The organism is Shewanella sp. NFH-SH190041, assembly GCF_024363255.1.
In the GTDB taxonomy this organism is placed as follows: domain Bacteria; phylum Pseudomonadota; class Gammaproteobacteria; order Enterobacterales; family Shewanellaceae; genus Shewanella.
This window is the reverse complement of sequence record NZ_AP026070.1, coordinates 3,717,719-3,732,217: the sequence shown is the minus strand read 5'-3', so window position 1 is coordinate 3,732,217 and position 14,499 is coordinate 3,717,719. Positions and strand designations below refer to the sequence as shown.

Below are 14,499 nucleotides of genomic sequence, written 5' to 3'. Positions count from 1 at the left end.
GGTGACAGACAGTAACAGGGAAAAGAGCGTATGAGCAGAAATAAAAAACGTTTTGTGGCTGGAGCCCGCTGCCCGGGCTGCCAAGCATTAGACAGTGTTTATCTGTACCAGGATAACGGCGTAGAGACAGTAGCTTGCACTGAATGTGATTATCACGAGCAACAGGTGGATAAACCTGTGGCTGAACAAGCTAGCGGTGAGGTGATTGGAATTTTTCGCCAATAAGTCTTCATGGATAAATGTGCATAAAGATAAATTAAGCTGAACAAGCGTATCAGGTATCGCTAAAATGATGTGTCGGATTTGAGGATACTATGCAATGAAAAGTAAGATTTTTTTGATGGGATTATTGGTGTTGGCCAGTGTGTCAGCCCAGGCGCAGTCTTGGCAGGATGTTCAGGAAAAAGCGCATCAGGCCAGCGAGGCCATCAAGGAGACCGCGGTTACAGCCTGGGAAAATGGTAAGTCTTCTGGGGAAGAGTGGTTGAAAGAAGGTAAGGATGCCAGCGCAGATATGTTGGATAAAGCCAAAGATTCTATGGCTGATCATGCGGATAAAGAAGGAAAGGGTGCTTGGAGTGGTGCCAAAGATATGGCCAAAGGCGCACTGCAGTGGACTGAAGATGCGGCCCGTAAAGCCCGTGAATCAATAGAGAAATAATGTTTGGCTACGCCGGCCTATGCCGGCGTTTTTGTCTTTTGTTCGGCATAGGTGTGCCAGCAATCATAACAAGTCTCTAGGCAAAGCCTTATCAGCTGCGATACAGATCTGGATGGTTCAGCGGGATCAAGGCCAGCATCATGGCGTCCCGGTAAGTGCTGGCCCGGGATAGTCGATGACCGGTTAATTCTCCAATGGCGCCCCCCATCTGCTTCACATTGTGTTTATGAAATAATTCATCGAGTAAATTGCCTAGCTCAGCGCCTTGAGCTAATTTGGCCATGGCTCTGGGAGGCAAGGGGAAACCGGCTGATTTTGCTCGTCCTTGTAGCCCTTGTTGATCTTCAACCACTAACCACGCAAAGGTGAGATCGCCATCCAGTCCGGCCTCAATACCGACATAAAAATCCCCATCTGGGCGATTGACCCGCGCATTGTGCACCCGATTACAGGCCCCGGTCAGGGTTTCTTCCGGGGTAATGGGCTGAGGACGTATTCCTGTCGGTACTTTTAATGCGGTATAGATAAATTGTTCATGGGGGTACAGCTGGGCGAAGGCATCACGGGTGGCATCAATTTTCGCTTGGGTCGTTGAGCCGATAATGACATGTTTCATAATGAATCCGCAGACAAAGATTGTATGATGACCCGCTTTGTCCGGCACTGTTTCTACCGGATTCACACATTATGGATATTTCATTTACTCATCAGTGATTTCACTTGCGATGCAGGGATTTTCAACGCTGAGAATGGGAAATCCGCCTCGGGTTTCACTTTGTTACTCCCGGGGTCGCTTTTGATAAGCTGTGTCCCTCAAGTAAGGTGTTGACTGTCCTTCCCCATGAAGTTTTTGTTTCCCCTGATAGCCGCGTTAGTACTGTCATCCTGTGTACAGCGACCAGTCCAGTGTGTGGCCCCTGCACCGGTTAGTCATCAAACCATTTATAACGAGCCATATATTCCGCCTAAGCCGAAACCAAAACCTGACGCTTATGCCCCTGTGTATATTCCTCCGGTAGCCCCAAAACCTGTGTTTCATCCGGTCGTATCTGAACCAGTCATCCAGCAGTATCATCCTGAGTCCCCTCCGGAACATCAGGCGTTTGAAGCGCTGATTAAGCATTTTTCCAAGCGAGTTAAACATGAGTGGGGTTCAGATAACTACATGGAGGCTAGCAAGCACCAGTATGTGAAGTATCTGGATGGTTACCGTACCCGGGCCCATATTGATTTTGACAAGGGAAAAATCTGGGTCAGTACCATAGACCCGAATCAGCCCAAGGCTCGACTGCAAAAAGCCATTATCGAAACTTTATTACTGCCGTCTGATCCCTCTAAGGTGGAGCTGTTTACCGATAAGAGTGTGCCACTGGATGGTAAACCGTTTCTGCTAGGGCAGGTGCGGGATCATGATGGTAAATTTATCGAGTGGCAGTGGCGTGCTAACCGTTATGCTGATTATCTGATTGACCATAAACTCCAGCATAAAGCGCTGAAGCACGGCAATGCTTATTATGTTGAATTTGATATGGTGAAAGATCATCTGGCGCAGCGGGAATATCAGTATGCGCATTTAATTCAGGCAGCTTCCCGTCGATATGGCATTGATGAAGCATTGCTTTATGCCATCATTAAAACTGAGTCCAGCTTTAACCCTTATGCGGTCAGTGATGCTGGTGCATTTGGTCTGATGCAGATTGTGCCTAAGACGGCCGGGGCAGATGTCTTTAAGCTGATTAAGCACAAGCCGGGACGCCCTAACCGTTGGTATCTGTTTAATCCAGCCAATAACATTGATACTGGTGCGGCCTATTTCCACATACTTAAAACCCGTTATTTTAAGGATATTCGCAATGCCACTGTGCTGAGTTATTCGATGATCTCGGCATATAACGGCGGTGCTGGAGGGGTATTGGAGACGTTTAGCCATGATAGAGCAAGGGCGATGCGGGATTTAAATTCGCTGCAACCCAAACAAGTCTATTGGGCGTTGACTCAGAAGCACCCTAAAGCTGAAGCGCGCAATTATCTGAAAAAAGTGGTGCGGTATGAAAAAGCATTTAATGAAGGGCATTACTGACCCTGAGACAGTGTGCTGATTTGCACTGACAGTGATGCTACGCAAAAGCTCATTTATCTGGACTTGGGTTGGGTAAATGAGCTTTTTTGTGCCCGTTTATCACCAAAAGCTTGGATACACTTATTTCACGCGCTGACGCCGGCCAGATAGTGATTGCTTAGTCAATTAAATGCTTACGGGGCTTAGCATGGGTAACGAGAATAGGATGTGGGGAATTGATGATGAAAAAAATGACACTGATTGCACTACTGGGGCTTTTGCCTCTGACAGCCAGCGCCATGACACTGACCAGTCGGGATATTCAGGAAGGCAGCCCGATGGCTGACACCTTTGTTTATCAGGGGTTTGGTTGTAGTGGCGGTAACCTTTCTCCGCAGTTGAGTTGGCAGGGGGCACCAGCGGGCACCAAGAGTTATGCGGTGACGGCTTTTGATCCAGATGCGCCGACCGGCAGTGGCTGGTGGCATTGGCAGGTAGTGAATATTCCGGTAAAAACGACCACGCTAAAACGTGGTGCATCCGGCCATATCAAAGGGGCTGATGAGTTAACCAATGACTATGGCGGGCAGGGTTTTGGTGGCGTGTGCCCTCCTGCAGGTGATGGTATGCACAGATATCAATTTACCGTCTGGGCATTGCCCGATGCTAAGTTAGCACTGCCGGATAATGCCTCTGCTGCGTTAGTGGGCTATATGCTGCGGGCAAAATCTTTAGCCCATGCTAAGTTAACAGCCACTTATACCAACAAGGGGCAATAAGCGCTTAAATGCGGTGGCGCTGAGGAGTGTTATGAGTCAAAAATTGGTTCTTCCCGGCCGCTTTAGTGGCCGTGCTCGCCAGTCACTACGGAATGTGTTTATCCATATGCCAACATTGATTTGGGTAGAAAAAGGCGCAAAACAATTGTGGTGGCAAGAGCAGACCTTAACCCTCACTGCTAGCCACTGGCTATTGGTGCCAGCTGGCACCAGTTTAACCTTCAGTAATGAACCCAGCGCCGGGCAATTTACCTCCCGCACTTTAGGGCTGTTATCTCCCCCGGAAATGGCAGCAGGGGACTATGCTGATATCGCCTCAGCCCCGCCAATATTGGCAGTGGATGGGACTCTGAGTTGGTATTTCGATACCTTATATCAGATGCCCACGTTGTGTCACAGTGCGCAACAACATTTGCTGCAGGGTTTTTATGCGCAATTGCGGCACCATGGCGCACTGGGAGGCTTGTTTCCGGCTGACCGTGAGTCATTGGTGGATAAACTTAGCCGCTATTTTGCTGCCGAGCCGGGACGGGATTATCAATTAGAACAAGTCTGCCGCACCTTTCATATGAGCCGTGCCACCATGACACGCAAGTTGGCCGCGCAGCAAACTGGGTTTCGGCCATTGTTAACTCGGATCCGCATGATGCATGCCTTGTCCCTGTTACAACAGGATTACTCGGCATTGGATACTGCTTTGGCTTGTGGTTATCAGTCTGAGGCGCGATTCAGTGCCAGATTCCGACAAATGTTTGGGCTAACGCCAAAACAGTATCGCCAGACCCTATAAAAAAATCCCCTGTGTAGCGGGGATTTTTTTATCTACTTGGCTAGCATCTAGCATCTAGCATCTAGCATCTAGCATCTAGCATCTAGCATCTAGCATCTAGCATCAGCGGCCAAGGATTTCGACTTCCTGACGCAGATAATGCAGGATATCAATCATAGTTAATTGACCGCTTTGATGTTCCAACTCTTTTAGCTTAGGGGTAATTTCTGCCTGATGATCACTCAGATAATCAAAGAAGTGTGGTGAAGTATGACTACGCTGCAACCCTTCAAGCAGGTGCGTAAAATCACTGATGGTCAAATCCAGAGCCTGTTGTAATGCCATGCTGTTATCTCTGGGACCATGGTGCAGCCGGGTGAGTAAACGCAGCATAATATTGGAGCTGCGGCAGCACAGTACAATGGCTTCTGAGGTTTTGTTACGGGGTCTGGGTTCCGCCAGATAACCCAGCCAGTGATCAAACAGGTTGGTATCGTTACGCACACAGAGCCGGAAATTTTCTTCTAGTAACGCCGCGTCAGCCTGACTACCAGATTGCAGTTGCTGTTTTAGTGTTGTCAGATATCCCAGATAACCATTCACTGTGTTGAGTAGTTGGCTGGGGAAGGCATGTTTTTGCCAGCCCGGGGCGATAAAAAACACAAAGATAATCGGTAGCGCGACTCCCAGTAGGGTATTTTCCAGTCGTGGCAGCAAGATAATATTTCCCTGACCATTGAGGGCAAAACCGGAAAATACAAACAGGGTCACACAAAAAACGCTAATGCCATACTGGCGGGCGGAGGTATGGAAAAACACAATTGCAGCAAGACAGAACACCAGCAGTAATGTCAGGCTATGTACCTGCCAGTGCAGCATTAGTGCTACCACGGCCAGCCCTGAAAGGGTACCGCCCAGTCGGTGTAACAGTCGCGACCAAGTCATTGACAGGTTTGGGCGTAGCACCAGTAGGCTGGTCATCAGGGTCCAGAAGCCAAATTCCAAATCATACCAGCGCACAATAATCAGCCCGACGGTCAGACATAATGCCCCCCGTAAAGCATGACGAAAATAACTGGAATCCAGCGTCATCTGACTGATAAAGCGCTGCCACAGCATTGCGGGTGTTCGCCAGGAAAAATGGCAATGATGAGCACCACTATCTGTCGCTGGATGGGGCCGACAGATATGCACTGAGTCAGTTTTCAGCTCCGCCAGCGCGATATAAATCAATTCCAGCTTATCAATAAAGCCAAGTGCCAGCAGGCTCTCGCGGCGAAAGCTGTCATCTTCCGGTGCTTGACGCAGCGCAGTAAAGTCGATGTCTGGCAGGGTAAACCCACTATTGCCAGGTTTGATGCTCCGAAGACTTTCAGCCATCTCTCGGGTCAGGCGATCAATTTTTTCGAGCCAGTCACTGTGGGCGATTTGAAATGCCGGGCTGGGGGTAAAGTGCATCAGCCGGGTTTGTTCAGATACGCTGTCAGCTGCTTTCATCGCACTGAGAAGCCGCCCCAGCTCAGGGCGGTTTTCCCCGGCGGATAGCTGTTGGTTAACCCGGTTCTGCAATGCATTAAATTTAGCGCTATAAACTGCCCGCAGCCGTGCGGTTTCCACAAAGGTGTTGTAGTCGCCACTGTGGGTCAACGGCCAGGCATGGGATTGCAGTTTACGTCCAAGGGACTGGAAAATTTCATACAGCAGATCCCGGTCTTCCTGGCCAGGTAAGGTACGATTTGCCAGCCATTGCCACAAACCGTACCAGATAGCGCCAATCGACAATGCCAGTGGTAAATGCCAGATAGACAGGGTGGGGCTGTGCAGGATCATGGTGTAGATCCCCAACAAAATGGTGGCAAAACCGATGCCACCAAGCCGAGGAGAATACAGTGCCAGCATAAAGAGGAAAAAGCTGCTCAGTCCAATATAGGCCACGAAAGCCGCAGTATGACTAAACAGCAGCACTACCGCCAAGCTGTTGAGGAAAAACAGCCCCAGAGTGATAACGAAGTCAATCACCCGGTGGCGGCTGACGCTGGCGGTATCGGCTAAGCCACAGGCAATACTGCCCAGTGACAGGGCAATACCTGTAGTGACTTGCCCCATCAGAAACAGGGGTAGCGAACAGGTAATAAAACTTAAAGATGCAATATTGGCGCGCAGATTAAGCACATAACGTAATGCGGGGTGGTGCAATAGTCGATATATCTGTCGCCAGTGATTAAGACGGGGACGCAATGGATTCATAGCCGTCAATTGACTGGAGAAATTTCTCTGAATTTTATCATCGATCAAGGTTTTTCGCGGCGTCATTGATAGAAACGCCTGCATGTGCCCCTCATGGGGATGGTGTCGAAGTTAATTAAATAAGTTACTAATATTCATACCCTTAAACTTATTTTGTTGCGTATTTTTATTGTGATGATGAACAAAGTTTCAGGTTGGTATTGGGTTATCGGGATGAAATAACAGCCTGGTTGCGGAGGTGCGACTCAGAAGTGATTTCATGCACAGGTTGTGTGTTGTTATATCCCGTCGTGAGAGAGTAAAAGTTAAATGTTAATAAAATGTTTAATTTGCTGGGTTGAAGAAGAATTATCAGATTTGTATTTGGGGATAAAAACAGACTAAGTGTTTATTTTTAAGTATAAAGTTTTAGGTTTTTTGCGGTAAAAGTCGCTTTATCTTCCTGTTGATAACTTTGTTAGTAACTACAGTGATACCATGTTGGGAAAGGGACATTTACAGTTCAATATCCTATTTCTGTCGTCATCATAGATAGCGATATATCAGATCAAGATGTAGCCCAGCGGGACAAGAATACCTGCCAGTAAGCAAGGTCATATTACATAATTAGCATTCCAGTCATCCAGATGATTAACCGCAATACCGGATACCGCAAACACGCACGTCATGCCAATACAGAAATAGCCGATGTCCCGATGTAAGCTGCGGGTGAGTCGGAACCAGTTGATAGGACGTCGGCGTGTGTTTCTCTTGCTTATCCGCATGTTAGTCAAGGATGGTGACTCCGGTTGGTACCAACTGATATACCGTCATGGCAGTTGTCACACTGGCGGGGTCAAATGTTTCCCCTTGCTGTTGGGCATTATTGGCCAAGATGCGCCGGGTGGTATCTAAATCATATTCCAGTGGCTGAAGTGTGCCGGTGGCCAGGGCATCACGACCTTTGGTGCTGAGGGGAAATACCATGTCACCATCTTTCACTTTAATTCTCAGCTGTTGGAAGCGTTTATCCGACGCCAGTTTGACCCAGCAGCCGCGCTTTTCACAGACTCCGACAATGGTGCCCTTTACTGTTACAGGCTGAGTTAAAAAGGGGATGGGATCGGCCAGTACTTGGGATATTGGGGTAAGCTTGCTGTCATCGGCACCAGTACCAAACTGTAACGGGGCGGCGAGCACTGAGCCACTGACGCACAGGGTAGCCAGACAGAGCAGTAATGGTTTCATGATCATTTCCTTGATTGCGAGCCAGATCTATTTCCCCAAGTCGCAGGGGGAGTCTGTTGATCTGAGTGTATAACGCCGGATGCTTACTGCATCCGGCTGTTGTTGACCTAAGTTAATTTCAGCGCCCACCTGGGGCGGCGAATTTTGTCATCCAGTCTTCTACTTGGTTATACCAATAAATGGAGTTATTGGGTTTCATAATCCAGTGGTTTTCATCTGGGAAGTAAATCATGCGTGATTCCACCCCTCGGCTTTGCAGGGTGCGGAATAGTTCAAACCCCTGCCCCACAGGGACGCGGTAATCCTTTTGCCCATGAATAACCAATGTCGGGGTATTAAAGTTTCCGGCAAAGTAATGGGGTGAAATGGCCTGATAAATTTCTGGCTTTTCCCAGTAGTGACCAAAGCGGGTGGCGTGCACTGCAAAGTCTGCCGCCATCTGTGAGTACATGTTATACACAGCTGCGTGGATCAGCAGGGCTTTGAAGGGATGCTGGCTGCCCAGAATGATGGATGTTAAGTAACCGCCATAACTGGCACCACCGGCTACCATGCGATCTGAGTCAATCCAGGGCTTGGCTGCAAACCACTCGGTGGCTTTAAGCACATCCTCCAGTGACTTGTTCTTCCAGTCCGGGTTGATGGAATCGGCAAATGCTTGCCCAAAACCACTGGAACCATGGAAATTAGGCCAAGCCGTGACATAGCCCCAAGACGCGAAGGTTTGGGCGTTCCAGCGGTAGTGGAAGCCGTCGGTGATGGCATTGTGCGGCCCACCGTGTACCAGCATCATCAGCGGATATTTCTTTTGCTTATCAAAGCCTGGGGGGTAGTGCACCCACATCTGAATATCATCGCCGTTGTAGCCTTTATAGGTCACCGACTCATAGCTGCCCATATCCACATCTTTAAGGATGTCATCGTTAAAGGTGTCTAAACGGGTGGTGTTACCGTTACGGGGATTGACCTTCACTAAGCGAGCGGGGTACAAAAAGCTGTCATTGGTAGCAACTAAGGTGCCGTCATTACTTATTGCCGGTTTGCCGAAGTTGGTGGCTTGGGTGATAGCTTTTACCTTACCTTTTACGCTAATTTTATATAGCCGACTGGTGCCTGCATCATCAATGGCAGCATAAAAACCATCACTGTCCTCATTCCAAGTCCAGCTAGACACAGAGCGATCCCAGTCCGTGGTGATCGCTTGCTTGCTGTTGTCATCTAAATCCACCAGAACCAGATTGGCGGTATCGGCGTAGAAGCCGGGGATCCGTTGGCGGGTATAAGCTAAAGTATCACCGTCAGGGCTAAACTGTGGACTGGCATCCGGCGCCGGGTTTTCTGCTGTCAGGTTAACAGCGTTGTTACTGCCGATTGTGGCCAGAAAGATATCAATATTAGGGTCAACTTGGTTTTCCCAACCATTGGCGTTAAAGGCAATTTGCTTGCCATCTGGGTGAATGTCATAGCTGCTAGCGCTTTGGTAGGCACGGGGTAACTCAATATTCAGTGGCTGGGTAATGGCTTCAACCTCGCCACCTTTGACCGCAATACGAAAAACATGGGCTTGCTTGTTCTCATCCAGCCAGTGGTCGAAATGAGAATAAGGCAGGGCATTCCACTGCTGGGCCGATACCTTGTCATCCTTATCGGCTTTGAGTTGTTCACCCATCTCATCCCAGTTCTGGCCCGGGTAGATGCGGCTGATAAAGTAAATATGCTCGCCGACCCACTTGATACCATACACACCGGTTGGCACGTCAGTCAGGCGCTGGGCTTCACCAGGGCCATCCATGGGCAGCAGATAAATCTGACCAGCTTCGTCATCATTACGCTTACTGATAAAGGCCAGGGTCTTGCCATCGGGAGAGAAGACCGGCTCACTGACTCGCATGCCTACCACTGTCAGTGGTCGCTGGGTTTTGCCATCTTCATTGAACAGATACAGCTGGGTTGCGCCTTTATCTGTATCGACATTGTATTGGGTCACTGGCGCAATAATCTGCTCGCCATCGGGGGAAATAATGGGACTGCCGATACGATTGAGTTGCCACAGCACATCAACCGAAAGTGGCTTGTTTTCTTCTGCCACAGCAGAGGCCAGCGGCAGCATGGCGCACAGCAGTGAAATACCAACTTTCTTCACGAGTGGTTCTCCTTGGGTATGATTTGGGTACTTGTTTTAATTGGAAAATCATCGTCAAGGAGTATATCCAGCTATGTTGATAAAAGGCTATGAATGAAATTGATACGTTTACATTGTGTAGCAATTTGGCTGACGTTAGGGATAAAAAAGGCCCGCCGAATGGCGAGCCTTTGGTATCAAACAAGTGGCGTTATTGTGCCAGCAGGCGCTTAGCAACTAATGGCTGGTGGCGTGACCGTAAATGCGGTGTTTAGTCACAAAGCCGGTCAGCAGACACATGACAAATACCAGAGCATACAAGGCATTTGCTGTTACCAGTGAGGCATGGAAGCTGAAATGCTTCACAATTGGGCTGGTAACCACAAAGGTCAACATGGTACCGATGGTACCGCACAGCAGGATAAAGTTGACCAGTTTTGGCGATGCGTTTCTGGTCTGTTGTGAGCCCAGAGTAATGATAGTGGTGTAAATGGCACTGCTGAAGAAGCCCAGCAGAGCAATGACGTACAGCATATGCTGAGGATTGGTATCCACATTGAACCAATACATCAGTACGGTAGCCAGTGCGGCCAGAACCATCACAAAGCGTTGCAGGTCAAAGTGTTTCAGTACGGCACTAAAGAACCACATTCCCAGCATGTAAGCGCCCCAGAAGTAGCTCACCATATTACCTGCGCTATCAAGAGAGACTTTCAGTGTTTCTGTCGCGTATTGTGGTACCCAGCTGATAAAGCTTAATTGACCCAGAATATAGGCCAGCGCGGCAATCGACAGGAAGACAACCCCCAGTCCCCAAGACTCTTTTTCCTGAGCTTGTTCTGTAACAGCAGGCTTTTTGTCTAAAGCTGGGAATTGAGAGATTTGAGCCAGCACAAAGATAGCCAGATAAATCAGGCCAATACAGGCGTAAATCCAATACCATTCAAAGTGGTGCGCCAACAGACGAGAAGAGATAATTGGGAAAATCATCCCGGCCATACTGAAGAAAGAGTCAGTGAACAGCAGACGGGAACCGCGTTGTTTACCTTGGTATTCATGGGTGATCAGATAGGTACCAATTGACATGGTGATCCCGCTGATAACCCCGAGGATAAACATACAGGCAGAGAAGATGGCCAGGTTTTTGCCGAACATCAATCCCAGTACGGCCAATACCATCAGCAGGAAGCCGAAGCTTAACTGACGTTTCAGCGGCACAATTTCCATCAGCCAAACGTTAAGAAAAATAGAGATCAGAATACCCGTGTTCAGAAAAGTAAAAGTATTACTCATACTGGATATAGGCAGGTTGAAATAGCTGGCAATGTTACCCATCACCATGCCGGTCACAATGATCAGTGACCCGGTCAGGGCATAGGATAGAAAACTGATCCATGTCAGCAGCGTACGATTACGGTTTATCATGGCATTTCCTGTGTAGTGTTAAATTGGATTCTAGACAGAGCACAGGGTACGAAGACTGGATAAACATGATGCTAGCCAATCAGTTATTGTAAGAATTTATTGGTGCTTTTTTGCGCGAATCAACTAATAAAGGGACCGCTTAACCGGCTGACATCCTAGGGAGTTATGGCGGTTAAATCTGCGACTTTGATCGCCATTGTAACAATTTGTATTGCCTGGTAGGAAATGCCGTTTGCTAGTGACGTCAGCAATTCTGTCTTTATGACTGTTTTGGCAGAGTTTTTATTTTATGCACGAACCAGTCGCGGGGGAGCTTGTTGATAGGCGTAAAGGGTATAAAGTGATATTAGAGATAGCGGTAGGTTATGAAGATAAGCGGCAGACGGGGTCTGCCGACAGATGAGTCGGTCAGTCAGGCTTATTTGTAGAAAGCTTCTACTTCACCTTTTACTGTCATCATCAGTGGTTGGCCGCGGCGATCTAATGCCTTGCGGGAGGCCACTTTAACCCAGCCTTCGCTAATGCAGTATTCTTCAACGTCGAAGCGTTCTTTGCCGTTGATTTTGATACCGATATCGTGTTCAAAATATTCAGCAGCATAGTACTGGCTGCGAGGGTTAACTGACAGGCGATCCGGCAGTGCCGGTTGAGAAGTCGTAGCGTTCATAAGTCTATTTCTATGAGTAAAAAGGCGGCTATTGTAGGCAATGGTAGCCCCCGGCTCAATAGCATATGCCATCTGGTCGGGAGCATAATCGTAAGCCGACTTAAATCAGGCGTTTTGTTGCAGTTTGGCTTTAGCAGCTTCCACTTTGGCAAAGTCCAGTCCCAGCTCTTCAACGGCTTCTTTGATCAACGCAGGGTTCTGCATCACCATCGCCATCAGTTGTTGCATTTTATCAGCGGGAATTCCCAGTTGGCTCAGGGTTGCCATAGCCATCAGCGGATTGTCTGTCAGGCTCTGAAACAGTGATTGGATTTGTTCGTCACTGATATGGTGCTCTTTTAACAGGGTAATAATCGGGTTCACAGTGCATCCTCAAAGATCAATGGGGTCAGAGGCCGATTCTAGCATTGCCATTGGTAAGTGCCAGAGGCATATCATAAAAAGATAAATTCACCTGTAGCGTTATCCCATAGTTGCTAGGCTGACAGTTGTGGTTAACTTGGGGAGCTGGCGCTCCTGCACTGTGATCGGTAAAAATAAGCTTATGGGGCATTAGTATTGTATTTGTTGTTTAACAGTTTGCTGGTGAGTGTTGGGCTGTAGCCATAGGGTGGAATAATCATAAAAGTGAACAGAGCCGTGGCAATACGTCAACTGACTCTGCGCAACTAAGCGTGAAGTTATCTGCTTGAGATTATGGCCGTCGGTAGCTTTTGCCACTGCGAACGTAATTTAAATCAATGCTGGAAAAGTTGATAAAATCAACCTTGTTTTCCGTTTTGGAGACATTCCCTTCATAGAGTACGCCCACGCGCTGGGGTGAATATTGGCTAAAAATTTTGGTGGCTGAGGAGTTGGAAAAAAATCTGTCAGTGATGATGCGATATCTGGAGCCAACCCAAGAGAGGTTATCAAACACATTATGCTTGGTGGCGACAATGCGACCATCAGTTCGGCCTTTGGAGAAGCGCCACGGGCCCACTGGGGTGGTCATTACATAGGTGTTGGTCAGCGCATCGGCGCTTTCAAATTTGGCTAGCCCTGACTGGGTACGAAATGGGAACGTAGACATTTGTTTATTTCTCGCTTGCCAGTCAAATCCACCATTAAAGGATGAATCATAGGTAGTGCCTCCAGCCGACTTATCCTGATATTGCCGGGCGAGATAATAGAGTTTACCGTTGAAACCATACTCAGTGATGGCGATTTCATTGGCTAAACTTCTGCTGTTGGTATTTCCGATTTCCCAGAATTCGCTTAATTCCAGTGCTTGTTGCTGAGTCAAGTTTTGGCCGGGATTAACCATAAATTCCGAGATGCGGTCGTTATAAATTGATAAGGCATAGGTTTTGGAAATATCCCGCCCCGGGGAATATTTTGCATAGGATGGCATTACGACTCGTCCGGCGAATTGACCATTAGCGATTGCTACCCCGTTGCCCGGTCCAACATTCACTAAGTAACTGTCAGGGGCCACAACTTTATCTGTTATATCGATAGGATCTGTCCAACTGGCACCATTATCACTGCTGTACATCACTTTAACTTTAATAATGGTCGAGCCTTTAGGTAGATTTGAAAATAGTGAATAGCCTTTGGGAATAACATTAAACATGATGGTGATAAGATTATTATCAGCAACTACTACGGTAGGGTTGTTAATAGAATCATTACCCTGAGCATAAATTAATTGTTCACTCCCCCAAGTTTTACCTTCATCTAAACTACGTTTGAGCGCCAGATCATTACCAGATTGATCACCCTGCCGATCCCGCTTCTCAATAAAGGCCAGCAGAATTTTATGTTTGGTTTCTGATAAGGATGGAATGCGATATTGTCCGAGATAATCTGCAGTCCATACCCGGGTAGTAAAGGCTTTGTCTGCATTTAGCTGATTGCTTTCAATGGTGGGTTCAGTCGTATTAGCCGACAGTACACTCGGGAACAGTAATAACAAAAAATAAGACTTAACCTTCATTTTATGCTCCTTATTCAGAATGCTTCGATGAGATTGTTTATAACGTGATGATATTTGGCTGTTTTAACATTTAATCCTGTGTGTTTACGGGCGTTTTATTTATTAATTTAACGATGCTTTCAATATATTTATTTGAATATATTCATTATTTTTATTTTCCCAGCTGACAGCTTGCAGGACGTTGATATGGTTATTCTGGGTGATTTCAGATAAATAGTGCTGCTACCTGTTAGATTAACTAAAGCGTAGAGGGTGAACAAAGTTGGAGCAATAGTTTGTGGTGAGATATTCTATTCGTAGGTGATAGAAGTGGCAGGATATGCTGACGAAGATAAGTGATTACCTCGTACATACAATGCGATAGAGATATCCTTCAATTAAAGCGCAATGGCCTTTTCATTTATCCCTTGTCGCCCTTGTCCACGTACAGGCTGAGCAGATGATCTGCAGCAGCTCGTTAGCCCCATAGATACCACTTTTATTGCACAATCAGTGTTTGCTATTTGTCATCGCGGTTATCGGCACAATAGCTTGTTCATATTCTTACTATCAGATCTGCGTTATC

Annotated in this window: 13 protein-coding genes; 5 read left to right on the top strand and 8 right to left on the bottom strand. The window is 47.5% G+C overall.

Annotated features, from left to right (window positions below):
- Positions 1-30: 30 nt before the first annotated feature.
- Together NFHSH190041_RS16650 and NFHSH190041_RS16645 are read left to right on the top strand one after the other, a co-directional pair.
- The gene (locus NFHSH190041_RS16650) at positions 31-225 is read left to right on the top strand and encodes a YheV family putative zinc ribbon protein (protein WP_261922840.1); all 195 of its coding nucleotides are present in this window, start codon (positions 31-33) and stop codon (positions 223-225) included.
- Between the two features lie 94 nt (positions 226-319).
- Positions 320-661 (top strand): hypothetical protein, encoded by a 342-nt coding sequence (locus tag NFHSH190041_RS16645; protein WP_261922839.1) that lies wholly within the window; start codon positions 320-322, stop codon positions 659-661.
- Positions 662-752: 91 nt separating this feature from the next.
- Here NFHSH190041_RS16645 and yjjX read toward each other — a convergent pair whose 3' ends face one another.
- Complete coding sequence (yjjX, locus tag NFHSH190041_RS16640) at positions 753-1,277, bottom strand: inosine/xanthosine triphosphatase (protein WP_261922838.1); 525 nt, start codon at positions 1,275-1,277, stop codon at positions 753-755.
- Positions 1,278-1,502: 225 nt separating this feature from the next.
- On the opposite strand from yjjX, the gene mltC reads away from it, so the two are divergent.
- The 3 genes from mltC to NFHSH190041_RS16625 all read left to right on the top strand — a co-directional run bounded on the left by mltC (position 1,503) and on the right by NFHSH190041_RS16625 (position 4,289).
- Entirely contained in the window at positions 1,503-2,741 is a 1,239-nt protein-coding gene (gene mltC / locus NFHSH190041_RS16635) for a membrane-bound lytic murein transglycosylase MltC (protein WP_261922837.1), read from the top strand.
- Positions 2,742-2,962: 221 nt separating this feature from the next.
- Positions 2,963-3,499: a YbhB/YbcL family Raf kinase inhibitor-like protein gene (locus NFHSH190041_RS16630; protein WP_261925164.1), complete on the top strand. Its 537-nt coding sequence runs from the start codon at positions 2,963-2,965 to the stop codon at positions 3,497-3,499.
- Positions 3,500-3,530: 31 nt separating this feature from the next.
- Positions 3,531-4,289, top strand: coding sequence for a helix-turn-helix transcriptional regulator (locus tag NFHSH190041_RS16625; RefSeq protein ID WP_261922836.1), 759 nt, complete (start codon positions 3,531-3,533; stop codon positions 4,287-4,289).
- Positions 4,290-4,391: 102 nt separating this feature from the next.
- On the opposite strand, the gene NFHSH190041_RS16620 is transcribed toward NFHSH190041_RS16625, so the two are convergent.
- The 7 genes from NFHSH190041_RS16620 to NFHSH190041_RS16590 all read right to left on the bottom strand — a co-directional run bounded on the left by NFHSH190041_RS16620 (position 4,392) and on the right by NFHSH190041_RS16590 (position 13,934).
- On the bottom strand, positions 4,392-6,599 hold the full coding sequence (locus NFHSH190041_RS16620) for an FUSC family membrane protein (protein ID WP_261922835.1): 2,208 nt from the start codon (positions 6,597-6,599) through the stop codon (positions 4,392-4,394).
- A gap of 681 nt (positions 6,600-7,280) precedes the next feature.
- Positions 7,281-7,742, bottom strand: a complete 462-nt coding sequence (locus tag NFHSH190041_RS16615; protein ID WP_261922834.1) for a DUF4920 domain-containing protein — start codon at positions 7,740-7,742, stop codon at positions 7,281-7,283.
- Between the two features lie 118 nt (positions 7,743-7,860).
- Positions 7,861-9,885 carry a S9 family peptidase gene (locus tag NFHSH190041_RS16610; RefSeq protein WP_261922833.1) on the bottom strand — a complete coding sequence of 675 codons (2,025 nt, stop codon included), beginning with the start codon at positions 9,883-9,885 and terminating at the stop codon, positions 7,861-7,863.
- A 216-nt stretch (positions 9,886-10,101) separates the two neighbouring features.
- Positions 10,102-11,289, bottom strand: coding sequence for an MFS transporter TsgA (gene tsgA / locus NFHSH190041_RS16605; RefSeq protein ID WP_261922832.1), 1,188 nt, complete (start codon positions 11,287-11,289; stop codon positions 10,102-10,104).
- A 418-nt stretch (positions 11,290-11,707) separates the two neighbouring features.
- Complete coding sequence (locus NFHSH190041_RS16600) at positions 11,708-11,956, bottom strand: DUF3297 family protein (RefSeq protein WP_261922831.1); 249 nt, start codon at positions 11,954-11,956, stop codon at positions 11,708-11,710.
- A 105-nt stretch (positions 11,957-12,061) separates the two neighbouring features.
- Entirely contained in the window at positions 12,062-12,319 is a 258-nt protein-coding gene (locus NFHSH190041_RS16595) for a DUF2999 domain-containing protein (protein ID WP_261922830.1), read from the bottom strand.
- Positions 12,320-12,650: 331 nt separating this feature from the next.
- On the bottom strand, positions 12,651-13,934 hold the full coding sequence (locus NFHSH190041_RS16590) for an exo-alpha-sialidase (RefSeq protein ID WP_261922829.1): 1,284 nt from the start codon (positions 13,932-13,934) through the stop codon (positions 12,651-12,653).
- Between the last annotated feature and the right edge of the window lie 565 nt (positions 13,935-14,499).